General features: G+C 42.6%; 19 protein-coding genes. All 19 read right to left on the bottom strand.

Going from position 1 to position 25,064, the window contains the following annotated elements; all coding sequences use genetic code 11:
• Window positions 1–109: 109 nt before the first annotated feature.
• The gene (locus OCV99_RS01780) at window positions 110–1,588 is read right to left on the bottom strand and encodes a cohesin domain-containing protein (RefSeq protein WP_158367566.1); all 1,479 of its coding nucleotides are present in this window, start codon (window positions 1,586–1,588) and stop codon (window positions 110–112) included.
• Between the two features lie 26 nt (window positions 1,589–1,614).
• Window positions 1,615–2,922, bottom strand: a complete 1,308-nt coding sequence (locus OCV99_RS01775; protein WP_158367564.1) for an LCP family protein — start codon at window positions 2,920–2,922, stop codon at window positions 1,615–1,617.
• A 56-nt stretch (window positions 2,923–2,978) separates the two neighbouring features.
• A complete protein-coding gene (locus OCV99_RS01770; RefSeq protein ID WP_158367562.1) occupies window positions 2,979–3,941 on the bottom strand; it encodes a glycosyltransferase family 2 protein in 963 nt (320 codons plus the stop codon).
• A gap of 29 nt (window positions 3,942–3,970) precedes the next feature.
• Window positions 3,971–5,275 (bottom strand): LCP family protein, encoded by a 1,305-nt coding sequence (locus OCV99_RS01765; protein WP_227192242.1) that lies wholly within the window; start codon window positions 5,273–5,275, stop codon window positions 3,971–3,973.
• A 17-nt stretch (window positions 5,276–5,292) separates the two neighbouring features.
• Window positions 5,293–6,696, bottom strand: a complete 1,404-nt coding sequence (locus tag OCV99_RS01760) for an undecaprenyl-phosphate glucose phosphotransferase (protein WP_158367559.1) — start codon at window positions 6,694–6,696, stop codon at window positions 5,293–5,295.
• A gap of 107 nt (window positions 6,697–6,803) precedes the next feature.
• Window positions 6,804–7,763: a glycosyltransferase family 2 protein gene (locus tag OCV99_RS01755; RefSeq protein WP_158367557.1), complete on the bottom strand. Its 960-nt coding sequence runs from the start codon at window positions 7,761–7,763 to the stop codon at window positions 6,804–6,806.
• Window positions 7,764–7,766: 3 nt separating this feature from the next.
• The gene (locus OCV99_RS01750) at window positions 7,767–9,593 is read right to left on the bottom strand and encodes a glycosyltransferase family 2 protein (RefSeq protein WP_158367555.1); all 1,827 of its coding nucleotides are present in this window, start codon (window positions 9,591–9,593) and stop codon (window positions 7,767–7,769) included.
• Between the two features lie 3 nt (window positions 9,594–9,596).
• Window positions 9,597–11,543 (bottom strand): rhamnan synthesis F family protein, encoded by a 1,947-nt coding sequence (locus OCV99_RS01745; RefSeq protein ID WP_158367553.1) that lies wholly within the window; start codon window positions 11,541–11,543, stop codon window positions 9,597–9,599.
• A 3-nt stretch (window positions 11,544–11,546) separates the two neighbouring features.
• Window positions 11,547–12,095, bottom strand: a complete 549-nt coding sequence (rfbC, locus tag OCV99_RS01740; RefSeq protein WP_158367551.1) for a dTDP-4-dehydrorhamnose 3,5-epimerase — start codon at window positions 12,093–12,095, stop codon at window positions 11,547–11,549.
• 32 nt (window positions 12,096–12,127) lie between these two features.
• Window positions 12,128–12,997 carry a glucose-1-phosphate thymidylyltransferase RfbA gene (gene rfbA / locus OCV99_RS01735; RefSeq protein ID WP_158367549.1) on the bottom strand — a complete coding sequence of 290 codons (870 nt, stop codon included), beginning with the start codon at window positions 12,995–12,997 and terminating at the stop codon, window positions 12,128–12,130.
• Between the two features lie 136 nt (window positions 12,998–13,133).
• Complete coding sequence (locus tag OCV99_RS01730; protein ID WP_158367547.1) at window positions 13,134–14,153, bottom strand: peptidoglycan DD-metalloendopeptidase family protein; 1,020 nt, start codon at window positions 14,151–14,153, stop codon at window positions 13,134–13,136.
• Between the two features lie 103 nt (window positions 14,154–14,256).
• Entirely contained in the window at window positions 14,257–15,726 is a 1,470-nt protein-coding gene (locus OCV99_RS01725; RefSeq protein ID WP_158367545.1) for an S-layer homology domain-containing protein, read from the bottom strand.
• A 114-nt stretch (window positions 15,727–15,840) separates the two neighbouring features.
• Window positions 15,841–16,572 (bottom strand): ABC transporter ATP-binding protein, encoded by a 732-nt coding sequence (locus OCV99_RS01720; protein WP_158367543.1) that lies wholly within the window; start codon window positions 16,570–16,572, stop codon window positions 15,841–15,843.
• Window positions 16,573–16,584: 12 nt separating this feature from the next.
• Entirely contained in the window at window positions 16,585–17,361 is a 777-nt protein-coding gene (locus OCV99_RS01715; RefSeq protein ID WP_158367766.1) for an ABC transporter permease, read from the bottom strand.
• Between the two features lie 23 nt (window positions 17,362–17,384).
• Entirely contained in the window at window positions 17,385–19,304 is a 1,920-nt protein-coding gene (locus OCV99_RS01710) for a rhamnan synthesis F family protein (protein ID WP_158367541.1), read from the bottom strand.
• Between the two features lie 129 nt (window positions 19,305–19,433).
• A complete protein-coding gene (locus OCV99_RS01705) occupies window positions 19,434–21,269 on the bottom strand; it encodes a L,D-transpeptidase (RefSeq protein ID WP_158367539.1) in 1,836 nt (611 codons plus the stop codon).
• Window positions 21,270–21,367: 98 nt separating this feature from the next.
• Window positions 21,368–22,555 (bottom strand): alginate O-acetyltransferase AlgX-related protein, encoded by a 1,188-nt coding sequence (locus OCV99_RS01700; RefSeq protein WP_158367537.1) that lies wholly within the window; start codon window positions 22,553–22,555, stop codon window positions 21,368–21,370.
• A gap of 18 nt (window positions 22,556–22,573) precedes the next feature.
• Window positions 22,574–23,896 (bottom strand): MBOAT family O-acyltransferase, encoded by a 1,323-nt coding sequence (locus OCV99_RS01695; RefSeq protein WP_317247574.1) that lies wholly within the window; start codon window positions 23,894–23,896, stop codon window positions 22,574–22,576.
• An 87-nt stretch (window positions 23,897–23,983) separates the two neighbouring features.
• The gene (gene rfbB / locus OCV99_RS01690) at window positions 23,984–25,060 is read right to left on the bottom strand and encodes a dTDP-glucose 4,6-dehydratase (RefSeq protein WP_158367533.1); all 1,077 of its coding nucleotides are present in this window, start codon (window positions 25,058–25,060) and stop codon (window positions 23,984–23,986) included.
• Window positions 25,061–25,064: the final 4 nt, after the last annotated feature.

Raw genomic sequence — 25,064 nt, 5'->3', positions numbered from 1 at the left:
TAACTTATTATTTGTACAAATACCATTTTGCACTATCACTGCTATTGTAGCAAATTGCCTCCTATATGTCAAAAGGAGAATGCCTCTCAGCATCCTCCTTAACACTTGATTAATCAAGATCAATAATATCCATTTTAAATGTATCATCTTCTTCGGCATGACTGCGGCGTTTCGGCAGTTTCTCCAATTCCTCATCGAAATCGTCGAAATCATCCTCTTCATAGTCATCATAATCTTCATCCATAAAATCGCTTAACTCTTCAAAATCATCTTCACCCTTAGATTTTTTTTGAGAAGCTTTCTTTTTGGAATCTTTCTTTCTGACCGCCTCTTCATAATCCATCTCAGGATAATCCTCTTCGTCATATACCGCTTTCTTTTTCTTTTCTTTTACCTTCGGTTCTTTTTTATTTTTCACCGGAAGCTCTTCTTCATCTTCCTCGTCTTCTTCATCAATTCCATATTTGTCATAAAGCTCATCCAACTCATCATCCCGATGTCTTAACTGTACAGATTTGACGATCAATATAATAATCAGGAGCAAGAATAGAACACCTATCACAATAGCGATAATATCCAGGTACTTTTCTACCTTGTCCAACACTTTCCCAACCCTTGAAGATGACTCTGCTGTCTCTTCTTCCTGCGCTTCAGGCGCTGTTCTCTGATAAGTTTCATCTACTACGTCATATTGGTAAAAGCCTTTCTTCCCATCACTATTCAGTGCATAAACTACATAGTAGTCTACATCCCCCTCTTTCTGCCATGCCGGGAACTCATTGCCTTCAACCTCAATGCTTGTCTTCTGATAACCGGTCGGCAGATTGCTGCTTACGTCGTCATCTAAAAGTATAATATACCTTGAAGCTGAAATATTAATCTGCTCAAACGGACTAATTGAACCGTCATCCGGATCATACAGGAAAAATGTGCTCTCTCCGCTCTGTCCGGTAAGATAGATTACATACTTTCCACTGGAGGCCTGTATAGCCGCATTGCAAGTCTGACCCTCGAATTCTATCTGTGTCCGCTCAAACCCCTGCGGAATCAGTGCATCTGAAAAATCATTATTAACCGTATACTGTGTTCCATTTACATCTACTGCTGCTCCGCTTCCAACCGCAGTCGTATCCGCCGCCGCTGTCTGTGTACCATCGCCAGGTCCAATCGTTACAGTAGAACTTCCTTTCGTCACCTGAATACTTGTACCATTAGAAGCCGTACCTGTGGCTGTCAGAACTTCAACTTTCCCCGTACCTTCTGCAAGCGCCCGGAACTGTAATGTCCAATTCAGCTCTGTGCTGCTTCCGTCTCCGGTTCCTGTCAGTTCAATCTGCCCATCACTGCCCGATGCTCCATCTCCGCTTACAAACTCAAGATAACTGGTATCATAACTCAAAGTAGCTTTTGCATCCGTAATACCTGCATCTGCGCTGAACTTAGCTGTCACTTCCACCGTTGCGCCGGCAGATGCTGTCGGATCGGAAAAACGAAGTTCTCCATTAGCAGCAAACGCGACTGTCGGCATCAACATTGCCAGCATACTCACACAAAGCATAGATAATATTGTCTTTTTTATCCTTTTCATCGTTCCTGTTCCTTTCTCAATGCATTTTACTCCCAATAACTACTGTCTTCTTCCACATAATAATCTTCAGAATCATTATAGGAATCATCATAGGTATCGTCTTCGGTATAATCATTATAGCCGCCGGAAGAATCATAATTATCACGACTGCTGTTCGTACCACTTCCACTGCCGTAGCCGTCATAGGAATCATATTCGTCATCCCAGCTCTCATAATCATCGTAGCCGCCATAATCTTCATAATCTTCATAATCATCACTGACATCTGAAGTTCCCTCGGCCCTCAATTCTATTCCCGACTCTATCTCCTGAACCCGTGAAGAAGCTGTATAAGACTCTTCACTAAATAAGAAGAAATGCACTTCCTTCAGATTAGAAGACAAGGTATTTGGTATCACTACGCTTCCCACATCACTGAGCATAGCCGACGTATTCTCTGACGGAAATCCCAGCGAATCTCCCATCTTATATTTCTGGAAGTCCGCCGCATAAGCCAACATCTCTGTCAGGGTAAAATTCGTCGAAATCTGCGGGAACACGCTATCAATAATCTTATTAATCTGTCCAATCGACATAGACTGCGCCTTTTCTGCTATCAGACTAAGCACCAGCCTTTGTCTGGAAGCTCTCTCAAAATCTCCCCCTGCCGTATATCTGATTCGGGAATAAGATACAGCCTGAACGCCATTCAGATGGTATGTTCCTGCCACTTCCGGCTCAATTCGTGTATAATCAACGCCTGTAACTTCAGAAGTTTCCACACAATAATTATTCATATGTACCACTTCTTCTGCCGTCATCGTAATATCAACTCCTCCCAGAGCATCAATCACATCGACAAGCGCATTAAAATTCACCGCTACATACTTTTCAATATTCATGTCCATGTTTCGGTTAATCATGGATATCGCGCCTTCCGGTCCTCCAAATGAATACGCCGCATTCGCTTTATTATAGCTTCCGTCATCCAGTTCCATTAAAGTGTCCCGATAAACGGATACCAACCTGATTTCTTTTGTTTCATTATTCAGGCTCGCTATCATAATCGTATCACTTCGGTTCCCTTTACCCAGATCGCCTTCACGGGAATCAAGACCAAATAATGCGACATTCGTATATCCCGTCGCCTGAACTTCTGTCTCTTCTGATATATTCAGCTTATTTGCATCCAGAGTCGTTGTCTCAAGCTTACCTATCTTACTTGCAGCATATAATGTACCTGTTACAAGAAGCGCAAGAAACAGGCATCCGACAACAACACCAATCTTTTTACCCGCTGACCAGGCGGCAAATCCCCGCTTTCTTCCCCTTCTTCTCCGCTTTTTTCTCGCCATCTTTGTACCCTTTCTGACATGAATAAAATTCAAATATCAATAATCCGTCTTTCATATTACCCCATTTTATGTGAAATTTCAACATTTTCATCGGGTTTTTTGCATTTTACCCAATATCTTGGATTCATGGTACATTTTTTTACTATCCGGCATGGAAGCAAGCGATAATGAAGTCCTGCCTGATAGCCCGCATACTTCGCCCCACTTTTCAAAAACAATGAAAAAAGCCGGAACGGATGTCCCGATCGGAACAGATACCCCGCCGTCTTTTTCACCAGACGCATCCCCTCCGTTTCAGACTTCACCCCTTTAAAAATCTCCGGGTGATCCGCCTGAGACACTGCCATATCAAAATTTCGCTGAAATTGCTGAAAATTCGTATAATTATGGGAATGTATGACCCTGGCTTTTGCACAGTAAGCGATGCTGTACCCTGACTTTATAAGCTTTGCTGCATAAATCATATCTTCATTAAAAATTGTTCCCGACTCAAATCCCCCAAGCTCACAGTATATTTCCCTGCAATACGCCGCGCACACATTAGAACAGAAGTATGTCTTAATTCCAAGTCGTTCCAGATCTGCTGAAGATTTCACCAGGCTCTCCGGAGGATAATTAAATCTTCGGGTATACCTTTCCAATATGTCACAGTCCTCCCCGGGAAGCTGCCTGGCATAAGCAGCAGCAATGCCGTCCTCCCCCAGCTTTTCCGTAAGCTCCGCAATCAGATTCTCATCCGCCGGCACTGCATCCTGTGTCATACACACAATAACATCTGCATCCGACATCCGGATTCCCTCATCTCTCGTTCCTCCATGATCGAAATCTTCCGGCAAAATATCTTTTACAATGATGTTGGGATATTTTTCCATAGCCCACTCCAGACCACAACCATCCTGTGTATGCATCAGAATAATGTTGCGAATCTCCAAACTCTGCCTGGATAAGCGGTATAAAAGCTGTTCTAATTTTCTGTCCGGCCGGTATACCGGAACTATTACATCAATCGTTTTCTTCATATCGTTCCTCTGTATTAACTATCAATATCCTAATAATAGGAATCATCATACGAGCTGTCGTCATACGAATCGTCATAGGCACTGTCATCATAGGAATCATCATAAGTGCTGCTATCATACGAATCATCATAGGTACTGTCATCATACGAATCGTCATAAGTGCTGTCGTCATACGAATCATCATAGGTGCTGTCATCATACGAACTGTCGTCTGTACCATCATCTGTATTGACGCTATCCTCTCCGGTTCCGTCTACCCAGCCCGGACCAATTCCCGTTATATCAAACAATTCATTATTAATACTTTTCACCGTTTCTGTCGGCTCGTACTCCATATCAGGGAACAAAAATTCATGGGCTTTTGTTACATTGTCGGCCAGTCCCACTGCCACAACATAGGAACCTGTATATCCCGGAACCGACTCCGGCGTCGCCGGATCGAACGGGAATCCTGCCGTCTCACCAATCTTATAATCGAACACTCCTGACGCAAGCTTCAAAATCTCTGAAGAACTAAAGCTTGTAGTTACCTCCGGAAGCACCTTGTCAATAATCTTATTTATCGTCGAAAGCTTCGATGCTTTGACCTTCTCTGCTATCTTTTCAAGAACCAGCCTTTGTCTCTCGGTTCTCTCAAAATCGCCGCCTGATGTGTATCTGATTCGGGAATAAGACACCACTTGAACACCATTGAGATGGTAGGTTCCTGCTTCCTCCGGCTCAATTCTCTCATAATCTTTCCCTGTGATCTCCGACGTCTCCACACAATAGTTATTCATATGAACTACTTCTTCATAGGTCAGATCCATTTCAAGACCGCCCAGCTCATCTACCACATCTGCCAGTGCCAGGAAATTCACCGTTACATAATCTTCGATGTCCAAATCCAGATTTTTATTCAGCATATTCACTGCTGCCTGCGGTCCTCCGAGCGCATAAGCCGCATTTGCCTTATCAAACGTATCATCCTCCTGGAGCAGCATCGTATCTCTATATACAGACATCATTTTTACTTCTTTCGTCTCATTATTAATACTTGCCACAATAATGCAATCGCTGCGGACGCCTTCCACTTCGCCTTCCCGGTTATCCGTTCCAAAAAGCGCAATATTCGTGTATCCTTCCTGCGCCAGTCCATTATTTACCAAGCCATCACTATTCAGACCTATATGATTCAATTTGCCCAACTTGAACATTGCAAATGCAGTTACTCCGAGCACACACAGTATAATCAGCTCTATAACGATCACTGCGATTCTTTTCCTGCGTCTCTTCTTTATCTGCTCTTTTCGCTGCATCTTTCGTCTTTCACTAATCTTTCTGCTTTTTTTCATCATTATCTCCTTCAAGATCAATAAGCATTCTTATTAATAAATCCTTTAAAGAAAGTTAAAAACAATATTTTAAAATCCAATCCCATCGTCCAGTTTTCTATATAATATAAATCATGCTCAATTCTCTTTTTAATGGAAGTATCTCCCCGGTAACCATTAATCTGCGCCCAACCGGTCATTCCGGGACGCACCTGATGCTTAATCATATATCTGGGAATCTCTTCCTTAAATTTTTCTACAAACTGTGGTCTCTCCGGTCTTGGTCCTACAAGACTCATATCTCCTTTCAACACGTTAAAAAGCTGTGGAAGCTCATCAATACTGGTTTTACGTATAAATTTCCCCACCGGCGTCACACGGGAGTCATTTTTCGTTGTCCATTCTCCCTTTTCTTTTGCCGTGTCTTGTACAACCATAGAACGGAACTTGTACATTTTAAACGGTTTATTCTGAAGTCCTACTCTTTCCTGCTCAAAAACAAGCGGTCCCGGCGATGTCTTTCGAATCGCGCACGCTACCGCCAGCATAATCGGTGAAAATATTATAATCGCCACCGTCGCCCCGAATATATCTACCCCCCGCTTCATCCAGCGGTTAATGGGATCGTTCAAAGGAACTCTTCTGATATTGATTACCGGCAGACCCTGAATATCTTCCGTGTAAGGCTTCGTCGGTATCACATTATTATAATCCGGAATAAACTTCGTATGCACTCCGGATTTCTCACACATATTTACGATTCGCTCCAATTTGTGATATTCTGCCAGTCCCAGAGTAATCACAATCTCGTCCAATTTATTTTCAGGGAGTACGATCATCAAATTATCAATTCTCCCCAACACCTTTACTCCTTTATACTCATGTCCGCGTTCCACATTATCTGCAAGGATTCCGCGAATATTATATCCCCATTCCGGATTCGTCTTCACCCGGTCAATGTACTGCTCAGCAGCCCGGCTGTATCCAATCAGCAGAACATGCTTCTGATTCATGCCCTTACTGCGTATCTTTCTCAGTATGATCCGTATAATATTCCGCATGAAGATCTCAAGTGTAACATTCACACAGAAAAATACGAAGATCATCATTCGCGAAAAATTCGTCTGATGGCGCAGATACAAAGCCAGGATGAACACCAGCATCCCAATCACATTTGCCTGAATGACATGCCAGGCTTCCAGTCTTCTCCCTTGTACTCTCTTCGGCGTATAAAGCTTAAAAATATAGTACAAAATCAAATACCCGGGCACAATAAAAACAAGGGCCGTCATATAAACCCGCCATGGCAGAAACCAGGGATCTTGCCGGAACAACCCGCTTTCGAACCTCAGATACCATGCAAGCACATAAGATATAACAATAACCCCTGCGTCAGCAACTACATGTATTCGATTTAATATATGCTGATTATCTCTAATCAAAATATCACCATCTTTTGCAATAATTTATCTATAACATCATACATGATTTCTTTCTAAAGAGCAAGGAAAAGAACCTTAATACCATCTTAATCCTGCCTTAAGAACTCTCACCTGTCAGTAAATCTGCGGAAGATATTAACCCACAATTCCAACTGAATTCTAATATAATGTGTCAAATTTTCTTTTTTAAACGCCATTTTTCGTTCTTTTGTGCACAAGCACAGCCCGTCTTTCAATCCTTTCAAATAAATTCCGCCATAGCCTTTCCGAAAGAAAAAAATAATTTTCGCTGCAAATCCCGCAAACAAAAATGGAAAATTCAGAATAATCTGAAGCAGCGGCATATTTTTATAAATCAAATAAATATTATTGCGGGCAGAGTACTTTGTCTTAAACTCATTGTAGCGGGAGCCGCTCGACGCACTTCCCACATGAATAACCTCAGCTTCCGGCTCGTACAAATTGATATACCCATGCAGCCTGGCACGGTAACCGATATCAATATCCTCCAAATAAGCAAAATGCCGCTCGTCAAAAAAACCAATTTCATCAAAAACCGCTCTCCGGTAGATCGCTGCCCCCGCGCACGCCGCAAAAGTCCGGCAGCAGCGGCTGTAACAATGAATTTTTTTATCTTTTCCTCTTGCAAATGCCCACCCCAGAGCATTGTAAAAAGTTCCTGCACTGTCAATCAATGTCTGATCCCGGTACTGAATCATTTTAGACTCAACCGAAAAAATTCTGTCATTTTGCTTCACCGCTCTTAACAGCACTTCTACAAATCCTTTTCTTATCTCCGTATCATTATTTAATAAAATAACATACGGCGTACTGCTCCTTTTAATACCAATATTGACTGCACGGCAGAAACCAAAATTTTTCTCCAGCAGAACATACTCTGCCTGGGGAAATCTTTCTTTGGCTTCTTCTATACTTCCATCTCCGGAACCATTATCTATCACCAGAGTCCTAAATGCAAGCTTTGTATTCTCATACAGCGCTTCCAGACAGGAACACAGATACTTTTTCCCATTATAATTCGGTATTACAACTGTCACTTCACACATAATCTATCTCCGCTCATTATTCTTAAGAGAGTAGTCCCATTTTGTCAGAGTCAGATTCACATTATACATCGGATCGCCGTTTTTTAAGATGTGAATCCAATGGCTCCGCATATATTCAATCTCCGTCTGAAATCTCCTGACTTTCTCTTTCGTATCTTCTGCCCCTCTTGTCTTCGATTCATAATGATACATCTCCACATATGGGTCATAGACAACCAGGTAACCTCTCTCCCGGGTCTTCAGACATAGATCCACATCATTAAACGCTACTTTCAATTTTTCTTCAAACCCGCCGGTTTCTTCAAAGACCCTGCGTTTCATCATCATACACGCTGCTGTCACTGCACTCAAATCAAGCTGCAGGGCCGCCTTATGCATATATCCCGAATATCCCCTTGGAAGTCCCACAAAAACACTTCCCGCCACTCCGCCGATTCCAACAATAATTCCTCCGTGCTGAATCGTATCGTCAGGATAATAGAGACGTGCCCCCACAATACCGACTTCTTTTCGCTGGCAATGTGACACCATCTCTGAAAGCCAGTCACTATGAATGACTTCTATATCATTATTTAGAAAAAGAAGATAATCTCCCTTCGCATGACGGACTCCGAAATTATTAATAGCGGAATAATTAAATTCCTTCTCCCACCGAATCACCCGGATTTTATCAGAAGAAATCTTCTCATAATACCGGAATGTCTCTTCTTTCTCGCTGTTGTTCTCTATAATGACAATCTCGTAATTAGAGTAATCCGTCTTTTCCTTTATGGAACGCAGACATTGATCCAAAGTTTCTACCTGATCTTTGTTTGGAATAAGAATAGAAATCAGCGGCTCACCCTGAACCGGATATTTCACCCGGTAAAAGCCCAGATTCTTTGTGTGCAAGACCTCTCCGGGCGTCCCGCATCGTTTCAGATGCTCTTCAATCGCCTTCTTGCCTGCATCATATGCATACATCTTACTCATAGGATTGTCCGATGTGGATTCTTTATGCACACGCCAGTGATAGAGAATCTTTGGTACATGAACGATTGCTTCTGCTTTCTCTGTACACCGGAGTATCAAATCATAATCCTGTGCTCCGTTAAATTCTTTTCGGAAACCGCCCACACGCTCAACAAGCTCTCTCTTTGCCACAAAAAGATGGCAGATATAATTGTTTGATCTTAATAAATCCAGATTAAAATCCGGTTTAAAATGTGGTTTGAAATGTTCTTCCAAATCTGTAGTAACCTTATCTTCATCCGTATAAATTACTTCGGCTCCTTTACTTTCATTAACGGCCTTCACAATTTCGTATAAGGCATTGGGAGCCAGCAGATCATCGTGATCCAAAAGTGCAATAAATTCTCCTGTCGCTATTTGCAGAGCACGGTTTGTGTTCTGGGCAATCCCTTCATTTTCAGGAACTTCTGCTATCCGGATCCTTGCATCCTTCTTAGCGGCAATTCTTAGAATCTCCGCCACTTCCCGATTCGCCGGGTTAGCATTAGCAATACAAAGTTCCCAATTTGAGTAGGTCTGTTCTCTCACCGACTGAATCATCTGTTTCAGGAAAAGCTCCGGTGTATTGTATACAGGAACAAGAATACTAATCACAGGCGCACAGCCAAAAACTTTTCTCCTCTGCCTGTCCAGCTCTTCGTCCGTTGGGCGGTGATTGGCAAACCATCGGTTATAGTCAATATCATCCTTCTGAAAGCGTTCTGTCAGCTTAATCCAGAATTCCCTTGCACCATAGTGTTTGAAATAAAGTATCCCCTTTTTTATATTATAAGGGGATAACTTCTTTACTATGTTTTTATAGTCTATCTTACTGCCCATTGCTTACTCCTCGCCTTTAACCCGCACACTGTTGTAATTCTGGCTTTTTCTCATCTTTTTCCATATTTTCTTGCATCTCAAATAAATTTTTTCGGGAATTATTCTTTTGAGATCCTGTTTCAGCCTGTATTTTATTACTCTCTTAAACGAACCCTGATGCCCCAAAATATCATCTATTCTTTCTAACATCTGATTATAGAAAGGACCGATACCGAACTTCACACTTACCTGATTATATCCGCGTACATAATAATAAAGATTGTTATACTCTATCGCCGCGAATTTATCTGTCATTCCGTATGCCGCATAATAACCAGCCTCCTGCACAACAAAAGGATAAATCCTTTCAATGGCATGAAGCAGCGTACCATCAATCTTATTTGGCTCTTTCGGAAAATCCTGGTAATTCCAATCCTGCGCATATAACCGTTCCATTGCACATGGCCGGAACCAGAACATTGTCCCAAGCGGCGCAATCGGCGGTACTTTTTTGCTCATAGGTACAGTAAGCCCGATTTTTTCGGCCAGTTGCTTCGTCACCTTAAAGTTCGGTCCCCACTCAAATCCTACCGTTGTAAAAAATGTACTGTGATTCGGCACCGGCGGCGCTAAAAGCCCCAGCCGCGGATTTTCTGCAAAAGTATTGATTACATTTGTAACATAAGTGCGGTTTGACAGAGTATTCTCAAAACACTTGTATGCAAAAGATGCCCCAACCGCTTCCGGCGAAATCTGAGCGCTCTTCTTATCATGAACAAAACACACTAAATCATACTGCATAATCACGTCTTTTACACCGACCAGCAGACTGCTCACATCTCTGCCTCTGTTCTCTATAACACGTATTTCCAACTTACGGCACGGCAGCGGGGAAAACACCTTTTCTATAGCTTTCTTTTTTGTTTCCGTATCCGTCGTAATATATACGTCCGTCTCTTCCGGCATGGAGGAAACATAGCGGTAAGATGATTCCAGCAAATCTTCAAAATAGATATGCATAACCAGCGCAATTTTCATCCGGCCGGTCTGCACAGCCAGTTTTTCCTTATCGCACTGATTCGTCGGCAGGACATAGGTAAGATTTAAATTCTTTACAATGTCATACAGATGGTAATTCCGCAGCAGCGTCTCCCATATAAAATCCACATCGTAGTCCGTTTCATCACGCAGATACTCAAACAACATACTTGCCGCTTCTCCGGTTGTATTATTCAGATAATCCGCATGGAGATGAAAAAAGCTTCTTTTCTTAAAAATAGGACATCTGCGCTCGCTTATCAGCCTTTGCGGACACATCATCAAAGGATAGCCGCTGTATTTCCTCAAATCCTCCATATCCACAGAGACTCCCCATTTGAAGCCTTTATCCGCAAATGTTTTTGTAAATATGGATTCATGCTTACCAACAGCCTGCTCATAGTTTTCAATTTCCGGCATATTCTCCCAGTATTCCCAGAAATCCTTGCTCTCTACAAGCGTTCTCCTGCACGCAATCCAATGTGACTGAATATGGTCAGGCAGATATCCATATGGCGAATATCCGAATGGATCATACGGAATCTTAAAATACTCTGTTAATCCCCAGAAATCAAGATCCTGCCCATCCATCTTTGCAAAAGTTTCCGAAAACGGATAAACGGGTCCCATAATCGTATTATTCAAAAGAATAATTTCGTCATATTGCACAAGCTGCTGACGGCCATAATGTTCTAATGCAGATTTATAAGCCCATACATCGAAGCCTTTATTTTCCCGGACATGGCATTCTCCATAGGTTTTCAGGATTTCCCTTCCCTTATCATTCAGCTTTCCATTACATACAATATATATATCCGATACATTCTTTTTTAAATCATCCAAAAAATAAGGAACATATTTATCCACAACTCCATTCTTATCATAAAAGAAGTATATCGCCAGCCTTTTTGCATCCGAGCTTTCTATCCGCATACGTTATCTCCCCGCCTTGATTCCTTTCCATTTCTGATCTTTTTCTGAAATCGTAAGTTCCATTCCCTCCGGAATCGGCCAGTCTATTCCTATATCCGGATCATTCCACGCCAGACCGCCCTCATCATTTGGATGGTAGAAATCTGTACATTTGTACGCAAATTCCGCCGACTCAGAAAGCACCAGAAAACCATGTGCAAAATTCTTCGGGATGAAAAACTGTTTTTTATTTTCAGCAGACAAGATCACCCCATACCATTGTCCGTAAGTTGCCGAGCCTTCCCGCAGGTCAACCGCCACGTCAAATACTTCGCCGCTTACAACACGCACCAACTTATCCTGCGGATAGTTAATCTGAAAATGAAGTCCGCGCAGAACTCCTTTTTTGGAGCTGGACTGGTTGTCCTGCACAAATTCCATATCAATTCCCGCCGCTTTATAATCATTGTAATTGTATGTCTCCATAAAATATCCGCGTTCATCGCCAAACACCGTTGGAGTAATCACTTTAAGACCTTCAATATTACATGTTTCAACCTGAATCTTACCCATTCCCATCATCCTCTTTCTAAATATCAAATATTTTACAGACCATCTGCAATTTCCATTAAATATTTTCCATAATTTGTCTTCAGCAACGGCTCTGCCAGTTTAATAAGCTGTTCTCTGGTAATAAAGCCGCGTTTATAGGCAATCTCTTCTATACAGGAAACATAAAGCCCCTGTCTCTTCTGAAATGCAGCCACAAAATCCGCTGCGTCAAGAAGCGCGTCATGATTACCGGTATCAAGCCAGGCAAAACCACGTCCCATCGTCTCCACATGCAGATCTCCTCTTTCAAGGTATGCATTATTTACACTCGTAATCTCAATTTCGCCTCTTGCGGAAGGCTTTACATTCTTAGCAATCTCTACTACATCATTATCATAGAAATACAAACCGGGAACCGCATAGTTTGATTTCGGATGTTCCGGTTTTTCTTCTATGGAGAGTGCTTTTCCATTCTCATCAAATTCAACAACTCCATATTCTCTCGGATCACGGACATAATATCCGAAAATAGTAGCTCCCTTTTCTCTGGAGCTAACTTCTTTCAACAGTTTCGAGAAGCTCTGTCCATAGAAAATATTGTCTCCCAAAATCAGTGCAACATTATCACTGCCGATAAATTCTTCTCCAATGATAAATGCATCCGCCAGACCTCTCGGAGTCTCCTGAACTGCATAGGACATACGAAGTCCCAGTTCTTCGCCGGTTCCGAACAATTCCTGGAACGTAGGCAGATCTCTTGGCGTAGAAATAATCAGAATATCCCGGATTCCCGCAAGCATCAATATTGACAAAGGATAGTAAATCATCGGCTTATCATACACCGGCATAATCTGTTTGGATACTGCCTTTGTCAGGGGATATAATCGTGTTCCTGAACCACCTGCTAATATAATTCCTTTCATAACTTCCTCCTAATATCGTATTAAAAATCATATCATAACTTATTATATCGATTTATTGTAACATATTCTTAACATTTTCTCAACTGTAAAAAGAGAAGACAGAACAAAACATCTGTCTTCCCTTTTATAAAACGCTTTACTCCGGTACGTATTTTCTCGGATCGACCGGCACTCCATTTTCATGTACTTCAAAATGAAGATGTGGTCCTGATACAATTCCTGTAGAACCAACTTCTGCAATTTTTTCACCGGCCTCCACGATATCGCCCGCAGAAGCAATAATCTTTGAGCAATGCTGATAGTAACACTCCACTCCATTTCCATGGTCAATTACTATATAGTTTCCTCTGGCGCTGGTATAGCCAACAAGCACAACCTTTCCTGATGCCGCCGCTAAAATCGCGGTTCCTTCTGACGCAGCATAATCTCTTCCCTGATGATTGCTGCTTGCGCCCTCTGTAGGTGAAACCCTGTAACCAAATTCAGAGGATACATAGTTCGCTCCCGGACATGGATTCACGAACCCTCCGGGGCCCGCTTCCGTCTCAATATACTCTCCCCCCTGGAAGCGCATAATGATGGTCGCACATACTTCTCGGGTAGTTATGCCCTGCGGATTAAGCATATTGTTATCTCCACTGATAATTCCATTCGCAACTGCCCACTGCATTCCTGCCAAAGACCAGGCTCCTACCAAACCGGAATCCGGATATCCGCTAAGATCAGCGCTTACCTGAGGACTTCCTTCAAAGCGGTGCAGCATTGTTACCATCTGTTCTCTTGTAATCTCATCAGAAGGTCCAAAAAGACCCGTATCCGTATATCCGGTCACAATTCCGTTGTCGCTCGCCCAAATCACCGCATTTGCATACCAATCATTTGCTCCGATATCGGGAAACTTATTCTCAAATTCCACATCCGGAGTACCTGCCAGGCGATATAATATCAGTGCGAACTGCCCTCTCTTTAAGGATTCTCCTACGCCAAAATATGTATCGTTTAATCCGGTCATAATTCCATTCTGAGATACGTACTGAACTGCTCCATAATACCATCCGTTCTGATATACATCTGAGTATGCTGCAAAAACTGTATTTGAACATAATCCAAACATCAAAGTCAGTGTCAGTATAAACACACCAATCTTTTTCTTCATATCCTACCTTGCCTTTCAAAAAAATGTCACAATGTTATACGTCGATTAACATTGTGACATATTTGTAATATTTTGTCAACATTTTGAAATAATTTCCAGTTTATTACTTCTCCAGCAAACCTTCGTTTTCTGTCCATCCCCAGAATGATTCGTCATAATTAATGGAATTCTCAAATCCGCACATTTCCATAACCACCTGCATATAAGAAGAACGGATCCCCGCCGTGCAATAAGATACAATTTCGTCTTCCTTATCCAGGCCGGCACTTTCAAACCATTTTGTCAGCTCATTTACCGGACGAAGGGTTCCATCCGCATAGAACAAATCTGTATATCTCAGATGAACAGCGCCCGGAAGATGTCCACCTGCCTTCTCATTATACAGACATTCGCCGTTATATTCTTCATCCGCGCGGACATCAACAATTTTATAAGAATCATAATTTGCCTTCAGTATGTCTGTCGTCACTACATGCTTCAGATTCTTAGAAGTAACCTCTGCATCCACCTTCGCAAGTGTAGATGTTCCCTTCTGTGTCGGCGCTCCGGCCGCGATCAATGCGCTGTAACCACCGTCAACAATCTTTACATTCTCATATCCGGCCACGCGAAGCTGCCACATCAGTCTTGCATCATCGCCCCAGCCATTAACCGTCTCGCCAAGAAGGATAATCTCTTTGTCCTTAGACAGTCCCAGATTACTGAAAGTCTCATTCATCTTTTCCACACTCTGCATCTGCCACCATCCCGGCACACCTGTGCTGCTGTTATCCGGGTTTAAATTCACGGACCAGTCTTTCCAATCGGAAATAACTGCTCCCTTTATAGTCTCCGCACTCTTCTCAACACCACGGCCATCTACAAAGATTACGTCTTCTTCGCCGATCTTACTTTTCGCCTCAGCGGCATCAATCACATAATCACCCTCGAACGGAACCAGTGTTCTGGAAATAATCGTTGCAATTTCCGCACGGTTTGCACTTGCCTGCGGATCAAGATACTTCTGTCCTGTAGCCGCATTTTCTTTTCCACTGATAACTCCCTCTGCCACTGCCCATTTCACATATTCTGTCGCAAAAGAGCTGACACTACCGCCATCCGGAAACGTGTCAAGTTCTGTCGTCCCTGACACATCATATCCCATATATTTCTGATAGCTGTACATCATCTTGGCAATCTGTTCTCTCGTAATCTGATCATTGGTACCAAAATTACCACTGCCATCCGTATATCCATTGGCAACTTTCGCCTGATATACCCACATAATCGGTTTCGTATACCACTGTCCGTCCGGCACATCTTTAAATACTGAGCTGTACTTCACCTCCGGACTCCCCGCCATACGGTACAGAACCGTCGCAAACTGCGCACGCGGAATATTCTCCGCCGGTGCGAAAACTGTACCTGCCGCATCCTTACCGGTCATGATTCCCTTATCACTGATCTCAGATACATAATCATAATACCAATGATCGGAAGCAACATCCGTAAATTCCTTAGCATCTGCTGAAAGTGGTACCGCCATTACTGCTGCCATTGCCGCAAACAGCGCTAATGTTGTTTTCATTTTCATACTCTTTCCTCCTACTGACCTACCAAAAAGGCCGTTTACTATTATCTATATATTATAAGTCTTCTTCCCCGGGCTAGTCCAATCGCTTCTTTTTATAGATAGTATAGACGTATTCTATAACGAATCATACCGATTCCATGCCTCTTTTACCCCGCCGTCAAACAGCATATGACCCTGGTTCAGTAAAATAGCGCGATTGCAGACCTTTTTCACCTGATCGATGCTGTGCGACACAAACAAAAGTGTTGTTCCCTGCTCCAGCATCTCATGGATTCTTGCATGGCATTTCTCCTGAAAACGGTAATCTCCTACCGACAAGATCTCATCGACAATCAGAATGTCAGGAGTGTAGATCGTAGCCACGGCAAATCCCAGTCTGGCAAGCATACCGGAAGAAAAATTCTTAATGGGGACATCCATAAACTGATGCAATTCTGAGAATTCTTCAATCGCGGGCATATTTTCCTCCAGCATTTCTTTAGGATACCCCAGAATGGCGCCATTCAAAAATACATTTTCCCGCGCAGTAAGATCCATATCAAATCCTGCGCCCAATTCAATCATCGGCGCAACCGTGCCATTAATATGCACACTCCCCTTCGTAGGTTTTAAAACGCCGGCAATCGTTTTCAGGAGCGTACTTTTCCCACATCCATTCCGCCCAATCAGAGCCACAGATTCTCCCTTATTCACCTGGAAACTAATATCACTAAGCGCCCAGAATTCTTCATAAGTAATCTGACGCTTTACTTTCTTTATTAAAAATTCTTTTAAACTGTCAACATTCTCTCTGTAGAGGCGAAACATCATCGACACATTGTTGACTTCTACAATCGGATTCTCCACTTCTCTTCCCCCCTATACTTTCAGAATAAATGTATCCTGCTGTTTAATAAAGCTCCATATTCCTAACACTAGTGCAACCACGCATGCTGCGATGCATCTTATATGCAGTTCCATCCCCGGGACAACGCCATATAGAACTGCATCACGGAACATCTCGACAAAACTGGTAAGCGGATTCATCTCAACGAGAGTTTTCACCCAGCCCGGCAAAATCTCAATTGGATAGAAAATAGGTGTCAGATAAGTAAGCCCTGTAATAATTACCCCATAGAGATGCTGCAGGTCGCGGAACGTCACCACAACAGCAGATAATAAAATTCCTATGCCAAGCGAAAACAAAAATACATATAAAATCGGGAACACAAACAAAACCAATTTCCACGTCAGCGGAGTTCTTGTCACGACCACCACCAGCGCCAGCGCGATACAGGATGTCAGAAGATTCACAAAACAAGAACATACTTTTGACATCGGGAACAAATATTTAGGCAGGTATACTTTTCTGATCAAAGGCGCATTTCCCAAAATAGACTGCATCGCCATTGTAGTCGCTTCATTAAAAAAGTTAAATATGACTTGTCCGCACATCAGATATACGGGGAAATTATCTATCCCCGCTCTGAACACATGTGAAAAAACAAGCGTCATAATAATCATCATTCCAAGAGGATTCAGAACAGACCACAACATTCCCAAAAAAGACCGGCGGTACTTTATTCTGATATCCCGCTGAACCAGTTCTTTTAACAACTCTTTATAAGCAATAAAATTATGAATATACGTCTTCACTTTTGTTTTTCCCACCTTTCGTTCTATTCTTTCTTTCTGCTCTTCCAAACACTTTCCAATTTATTATACGCAGACTCCGGAAGAATCCGTCTCAGGCGGTTTTTGGCTCTGCGCTTTAACACTCCTTTTAGAGAATCCGGATCCACAGATAATTCCAGCCTGTTTTCTAATGCAAAACACATGTATTGATGAAAATCCTCAATGCCATACTGCATCATAATTTTATTATATTCTCTCACATAATACTTTAGATTTCCATATTCAATCTGCGCAAAATAATCAGACATCACAATCCCCGGATAATATCCTGACTGCTGCACTACAAATGGATAAATACGTTCAATTGCATGTAAGATTGTATCATCTATCCCATTGGGTTCCGGCGGGAAATCCGTATATTCCCATTTCTTGCTGTATAACGGCTTCATAGCTGCGGGTCTGAACCAGAACATTGTCCCAAAGGGAGCGACCGGCGGCTTCGACTCAGAAATCGGCACCGTAATTCCCAATTCCTCCGCCAGTTCTTTCACCAATTTATAACTTCCTCTCCATTCTCTTCCCAATGTGGTAAAGAATGGACCATGGTTAGGTTCCGGCGGTGAAAGCAATCCCAGTCTGGGCTTTTCATCAAATTCAATAATAATATTCTTTACAAATTCTCTGCTTGCCAGCGTGTTTTTCAGACATTTGTAAGCGAACCCTGCCCCTGCCGTTCCCGGTACTACCTGCGCCGTTTTCTTATCATGCACAAAACATGCTATATCATAATCGTCAATCACATCCCTGACGCCTATGAGCAGACTGCTTACATCCCTTCCTCTGTTTTCAATCACCCGGACTTCGAGATGCTTACAGCGAAGTCCTGCAAATACTTCTTCAATTTTTTTCTTTTTTTCTTCTGAATCCGTTGTAATATAGACATCTGCATTCTCCGGCATCGACATGGCATATTCCAAAGATTCTTCCAGCAAATCCTCAAAATACAGATGCATAATCAGCGCCACCCGATTCCGTCCGGCCGCCTCTTCATATTTTCTTTCATCGGCATATTTCTCTGAAAGAATAGAATTCAAATTCAGATTCTTAACAATATCCGCCTGATTATAATTCCTTAAGATCGTCTCCCAGATAAAATCTACATCATAATCCGTTTCGTTTTCCAGATAGTGGAACAATTCTTCTACCTGTTCCCCGGCTGTCTGGCTCAGGAAATCCTTCGGATCATGGAAAAACATCCGGCGTTTGAAAATGGGACATCTCTGCTCTTTTAACAGTTTTACCGGGCACATCATCAGCGGATAACCGCTGTACTCCCTCATCTGATCTGTCTTCACAGATGTGGCGCTCACAAAGCCTAAATCTTCAAAATGCTTTGTAAAAATCATCTCATGCTTTCCAACCGCTTCCCAGTATGAATGGATCATCGGCATCTCATCCCAGTATTCCTGGAATTCCCGGCTGCTTATAAGGGATCTTCTGCACACAATAAAATGCGACTGAATATGCGTAGGAATGTAACCATACTTACAGCAGCCCGAAGGATCGCACATTTGTTTTGCATACTCGGTAATCCCCCAGAAATCCACATCTCTGGCATCCATTTTATCGAAAGTTTCTTTTAACGGAAATACCGGACCCATAATCGTACTGTTCATCATAATTACTTCATCATATTCCTGAAGCTTATCCCATCCGTAGGTCTCTAAAGCAGTCTTATATGCCCAGACGTCAAATCCTTTATTTTCACGCACCATTACCTGTCCATACTGTTCCAGGGTTTTTCTGCCTTCTTCTTGCAGTTCCCCATTACATATCACAAATATTTCTGACACATTTCTTTTCAGGTCTTCCAAAAAATATGGCACAAAACGGTCGACAACTCCCATTTTATCATAAAAGAAATAAATTGCCAGTCTTTTGGCATTTGCACTGTTAATCATCATAATTCTTTTCTATTCTCCTTCATTTTCCATCTCTGCACTTCCCAGGCAGACAGTTCGTACCGCTATCACAAAAATTCCCGACAAACTACAGCAAACGCCTATATTTTGCCGGGAATTTTATTTTTCCCATTAATATACAACTACCGTCGTTCCGGAAGGAATATTGTCATATATCCATTTTGCGTTGTCGATTTGAAGTCTCACACAACCATGGGATAACGCCATTCCCACCCTTCCGTCCATAAGCGAGCCATTCGGATAGTACAGTACGGAATGGAACAGATAGTTACCGTAAAACTGTGTCCACCAAAAACATCTGGATCCATAGGAATCAAAATAGTACCCTCTGCTTCCAACTCTGAACACCCCGGATACAGTCGGAGTACTCGGCTTACCTACCGTACAGTCCATATACATGACCGGAGACCAGCCGCCCTGCCAGCCCTGGAATATACCGACTTTACAAGCATCTCTGTTCACCATAATAATATATGGGGTAGAACTGGAATACATATTTGCATACAGCATCATCGCAGCCAGATCCGGTGGATATTGCTGGGCCGTATAGCTAACCGTATTGGATTGGACTGTGCCGTCATGAAGCCGCGCTTCCACATGAAGCCAGTAATTCCCCGTATCTGGGGCATACCAGTAGGAATCACTTGTCTTACCCCAATCGCTGATCGTATGCCACTGTCCTTCCGAAACATTATAATACATCCATCTGTACTCGGCTGCGGAATCATTCGTATCAACATCTACGGATAATATATACTCCAGGTCCGCCGCATTGTTGATTTTGATATTGCCGAAATTTACGTATGGGGCCTCAACAGAAAACTCTATAAACGACTGTTCAATCAAGCCTCCGTTCTTATTATATATCTCATAACAAAACAGATATTTCCCCAGCGACTGCGGAGACCACACCGCCCCGTCAGAAGTATGGGGAATGGTTCTCCATGTGTTGCCATCGTATACCAGATATCTTTCAGAACCAACCACATCAAACGAATCATTATATTTCCCCTGTAATTTTATTTCACTTTCAAGCCATCCAGGCGACTGGATATTTGTATAAAACGATGCAATACCCGTCTTCTTCACCCGGTGTCCGCAGGACTTGGCAACCACAGTGCCATCGCTAAGCTTCGCCTCCGCATACATAAGGAAATCCCCCGGATGAACCGCCTTCCATGATGCCCAGTTACCGGCATCCCAGTCTCTGATCAGCCGCCATTCATCTTCCGCCACATCGTAATACCGCCAGCGGAACACAATATCGGGATCATTGGTCTCATAAGATACTCCCAGTTCAAAATGGTTTCCTTTATCTACCACGCACATGTCGGTTAAATTTGCATATACCCCTTTATAGCGATAAGCCACTGTCTTGGAAGTCGTCCTTCCATCTGAAAGTTTCACCGCAACACAGATCCAATAATCTCCTTTTTCCGGCGGATACCATGTGATCTGGCTGCTTTCCTGCCATTCCTTAAGCACCGTCCATTTCTGTGTCTGAAGATTATATTGAACCCACCGGAACTGTACATTCTGATCATTCGATTCATATACTGCTTCTGCTTCAATCCTCGTTCCCAGATCAGTCAGGCGGATATCTGCCACTCTGATATGAGGCTCGTTCCACACCTCAGTAACCTGTTGTATCTTTTCTTCCACAGATTCTTTACAGGAATTTACAGCTTCTTCCCCGTCTTCTTCCACTTCCGATTCTTCTATTCCTCCCGCCTCTTCTGTCACTTCCGGCACATCTGTTTCTTCCGTCATTTCCGGTTTTGCATCAGAAAGCTCTTCTTCTGCCGCCTCAGGTTCATTCACCGTTTCGCTCTCAGTCATTTCCCCGGTCAGCATTCCGGTCTCCGAAGCCAAAACACAATAAGGTTCAAATGCCAGTGTGCACGCAAGTACCAATGCAACGAAATTTCTTTTTATAAATTTTCTCATCTTTTCACCTGCCTCTCCTGCTGTTTCGCACTCTATTATAACGAAAATAAAACTCTATTTCAATAATCCCCACAAAAATGACTTCATAATATCTGGCATTAATTATCTTCTTGCAAAGACCATTGTCCAAACATCGAGTGATCGGTGGTGTAAAACGTACCATGCAGATAAATAGCCGCATCATACATTTTATCCTCTAACGCCTTCTTCACATAATCTGTACCGTCCGCCGGTATGAACCTTGGATCAATCACCGTAATATTCTTACATTCCAACGACAAATAGGAAAGCGTCCTATAACACAAAGAATCACAAATAACCAGCAAGCTTGGACCATCTGAGTCCAGATTCTCCACATGATAGCCGCCTGCTCCATACCGCAGATAATTAGTGATCCAATAAGTGTAAGTTTCATCTTCGCTGCTCTGGTCATAGCCATTCATAATGACTTCCTCATATTTCCCATCTGCATACCATCCGCCAAACACGTCTTCCAAATGATAAGTGGGCTGCTCCTTTGGAATATATTCTTCAAATTCATCAATTCCCACATAATAAACTCCCAAAGACTGTACAAGATTTCCCGCAAATGGATGAGAATGTATTTCAAATCTCTCATCCTCTTCCTGAATGACATCCAGTATAGCCACCCGGTATTCTGACTCAAGCTTTTCGGCAATTTTATTAGCCATCCATATTTCGCCCTGAGTCGTTGTGTGAACATCCGTCTTAAAATAGAATTCATCCCGCGACGGCGCTTCCTCTCCTTCCAGGATCTCTTCCTCGTCCATACAGAGAATACCTGCAGCGTCCGTAATCTCTCTAATCTGGCTGTAATATGTTCTCGTCCGTATCAGTATATCCGGTTCCGAAGACTCTTCCGGCTCTCTAACCGGCATCTGCACATACAAAAGTGGAACCCCTTTCTCGTCAAGAACCTGCTTAAGTTCCAACATCTCTTCAGCAAAAGGATATACATCCGATTCCTTGGTTACATAGTCCATCAGCCCACTGTCTGTACGTATAAACCGCATATTGCCGGATAGCCTTTTTCCCATAGCATTCTGAATCATACCATACAGGTTCACCCATTCCCTCTGCTTCCAAAAGGAAGTTCGGTAATCCTCTTCCAACTGACTTCCGCCCTCTTTCAAATAACCTTCATCGAGCGCAAGTTTTTCTTCCACAAGAGGAAGCACTGCTTTTGCATTGAGTCCGCCGATTCCTACAAGAATAAAAAGGAAGCAGACTGGAATCAAATATGCAATTCTACTTTTCTTGCCCATACCCCGGCTCCCTTTCTTCTAGAAATTAAAATAAATAAACGGATTATAAGAACTATTTACGCAGTAGGAAATACAAACCAGGAACAATCCAATATATGCCGCCGTTTTCAGAACATCGCCAATCACATAGTATTTGCTTTCTCTAACGATATGGTAACAGTTCTTCACAAGCGGAGTACAGGCGGCAACTCCCAAAAGAAGAAGAACTTTTAAATCTTTCAGCCAGAAAGCAGCCAAAGAATCCCCTATCTCTTTTCCGGGTACCAGCATAATTCTGATGTATGCAAATGCTTCTTGAACCGAATCCGCCCTGAACAGAACCCATCCCCAAATTACACACAGTATCGTAAATATATAATATAAAATCTTTCCTGATTTTTTCTGAAGATTTTGAGGAATTCCTGTCATCTTTTCAAATGTCAGAAGCAGGAAGTACCACAGTCCCCACAGCAGAAATGTCCAATTCGCCCCATGCCAGATTCCCGTCAGCGTCCACACTACAAAAAGATTCCCTATGAGCCTTACCTTCGTCTTCACCCTTGAACCGCCCAGCGGGATATACACATAATCCCGAAACCAGCTTCCAAGGGATATATGCCATCGTCTCCAGAATTCTGACACGCTAACCGACAGATAAGGATAACGGAAATTCTCCAAAAACTGAAACCCGAACATTTTTCCAAGACCGATCGCCATATCAGAGTATCCGGAAAAATCGAAGTATATCTGAAAGGTATAACAAAGTGCGCCTATCCAAGCTGATACTCCCGACAATTCAGAAATATGACCGAAGGCATAATCTGCTATAGGAGCAAAAGAATTCGCAAGTATCAGCTTTTTAGAGAGTCCGATGATAAATCGTTCTACTCCGTCAGAAAAATCACTCCAGCTTTCCTTCCTATGTTCGATCTGATCCGCAATCGTCTGGTAACGAACAATAGGACCGGCAATCAACTGTGGAAAAAACGCTATGTAAAGCGCTACATTCAGTGGATTCTTCTGAACCTCTCCCTGTCCCCTGTACACATCTATCACGTAAGAAATCGCCTGAAAGGTGTAAAAGGAGATGCCAATCGGCAACGTAATATTCCACCCCGAAAGTTCCAATCCCAAAATACCGCACACGAAATTCATATATTTGAAGACAAACAAGAGCGACAAATTATAGAACAGCATCAATACAATGATTCCTTTTTCTTTTACCGTATCACCCCGTCTTCTGTCAATCCAGAGTCCGAATATATAATTCATCACAATTGACAAAAGCATTAGCAGCACCAGCCGCGGTTCTCCCCATGCATAAAAAAACAGACTCACCAGAACCAACCATATATTCTGCATCTTTCGCCACGGAAGAAGGAGATAATATCCCGCCATTGTCACGGGTAAAAAAGCAAAAATAAAAAAACTATTTGAAAAAACCATTTTTTACTTATACATTTCCTGATAATATTTCTGATACTCTCCGCTTGTCACATTCTTCATCCATTCCTCATTCTCAAAGAACCACTTAATCGTCAGACGGATTCCTTCCTCAAACATCGTATCCGGAACCCAGCCTACCTCTGCTTTGATTTTATCCGGTGCGATGGCATATCTCCTGTCATGTCCCTTTCGATCCTGTACATAAGTGATAAGCTTCTCGCTTACCAGCTCTTTGCGCGGGTCGCCTTCCGGAAGCATCTCCTGCAAAGTATCCAGAATGATATGGATAATCTCAATATTCTGCTTCTCATTATGGCCGCCGATATTATAAGTCTCAAACAACCTGCCCTTTTCCTGTACCATGTCGATTCCCTTTGCATGATCCTCCACATAGAGCCAGTCTCTTACATTCTTTCCATCGCCATATACCGGAAGGTTCTTGCCCTGCAGGGCATTGTTAATAATCAAAGGAATCAATTTCTCCGGAAACTGATACGGTCCGTAATTATTGCTGCAGTTGGTAATATTCGCCGGGAATCTATAAGTGTCCATATAAGACTTCACCAACATATCTGAGGATGCCTTACTTGCAGAGTATGGGCTGTGTGGATCATAAGGTGTTGTCTCATAAAAGTATTCACCTTCCTTCTCCAATGAGCCATATACTTCGTCCGTTGAAACATGAAGAAACTTCTTTCCCTCCTTAAATGTTCCGTCAGGAAGCTCCCAGGCCGCCTTCGCAGCATTCAGCATAACCAATGTTCCAAGTACATTCGTCTTCACAAATACATCCGGATTCTTGATACTTCTGTCCACATGGCTCTCCGCCGCAAAATGTACGACCCTGTCAATATCATTTTCCTCAAAAATCTGATTGATCGCATCCGCATCACAGATATCTGCCTTTACAAAAGTGTAATTCTCTCTGTCTTCTATATCCTTTAAATTCTCCAGATTCCCCGCATAAGTCAGTTTATCCACATTAATAATCCGAATCTCATCTCCGTATTTCTTAAACATATAATGGATATAATTTGAACCAATAAAGCCTGCTCCGCCAGTCACTAAATATGTCCTCATTTTT

The sequence above is a fragment of the Dorea acetigenes genome (genome assembly GCF_025567385.1).
Classification (GTDB): domain Bacteria; phylum Bacillota; class Clostridia; order Lachnospirales; family Lachnospiraceae; genus Claveliimonas; species Claveliimonas acetigenes.
Note: the sequence above shows the minus strand (reverse complement) of the source record. Positions and strands in the feature narration are given on the sequence as shown.

Coding starts and splice junctions, on each gene's coding strand:
- OCV99_RS01780 (WP_158367566.1), bottom strand. CDS start 1,588: ATGAAAAGGATAAAAAAGACAATATTATCTATGCTTTGTGTGAGTATG.
- OCV99_RS01775 (WP_158367564.1), bottom strand. CDS start 2,922: ATGGCGAGAAAAAAGCGGAGAAGAAGGGGAAGAAAGCGGGGATTTGCC.
- OCV99_RS01770 (WP_158367562.1), bottom strand. CDS start 3,941: ATGAAGAAAACGATTGATGTAATAGTTCCGGTATACCGGCCGGACAGA.
- OCV99_RS01765 (WP_227192242.1), bottom strand. CDS start 5,275: ATGAAAAAAAGCAGAAAGATTAGTGAAAGACGAAAGATGCAGCGAAAA.
- OCV99_RS01755 (WP_158367557.1), bottom strand. CDS start 7,763: ATGTGTGAAGTGACAGTTGTAATACCGAATTATAATGGGAAAAAGTAT.
- OCV99_RS01750 (WP_158367555.1), bottom strand. CDS start 9,593: ATGGGCAGTAAGATAGACTATAAAAACATAGTAAAGAAGTTATCCCCT.
- OCV99_RS01745 (WP_158367553.1), bottom strand. CDS start 11,543: ATGCGGATAGAAAGCTCGGATGCAAAAAGGCTGGCGATATACTTCTTT.
- rfbC (WP_158367551.1), bottom strand. CDS start 12,095: ATGGGTAAGATTCAGGTTGAAACATGTAATATTGAAGGTCTTAAAGTG.
- rfbA (WP_158367549.1), bottom strand. CDS start 12,997: ATGAAAGGAATTATATTAGCAGGTGGTTCAGGAACACGATTATATCCC.
- OCV99_RS01730 (WP_158367547.1), bottom strand. CDS start 14,153: ATGAAGAAAAAGATTGGTGTGTTTATACTGACACTGACTTTGATGTTT.
- OCV99_RS01725 (WP_158367545.1), bottom strand. CDS start 15,726: ATGAAAATGAAAACAACATTAGCGCTGTTTGCGGCAATGGCAGCAGTA.
- OCV99_RS01710 (WP_158367541.1), bottom strand. CDS start 19,304: ATGATGATTAACAGTGCAAATGCCAAAAGACTGGCAATTTATTTCTTT.
- OCV99_RS01705 (WP_158367539.1), bottom strand. CDS start 21,269: ATGAGAAAATTTATAAAAAGAAATTTCGTTGCATTGGTACTTGCGTGC.
- OCV99_RS01700 (WP_158367537.1), bottom strand. CDS start 22,555: ATGGGCAAGAAAAGTAGAATTGCATATTTGATTCCAGTCTGCTTCCTT.
- OCV99_RS01695 (WP_317247574.1), bottom strand. CDS start 23,896: ATGCAGAATATATGGTTGGTTCTGGTGAGTCTGTTTTTTTATGCATGG.
- rfbB (WP_158367533.1), bottom strand. CDS start 25,060: ATGAGGACATATTTAGTGACTGGCGGAGCAGGCTTTATTGGTTCAAAT.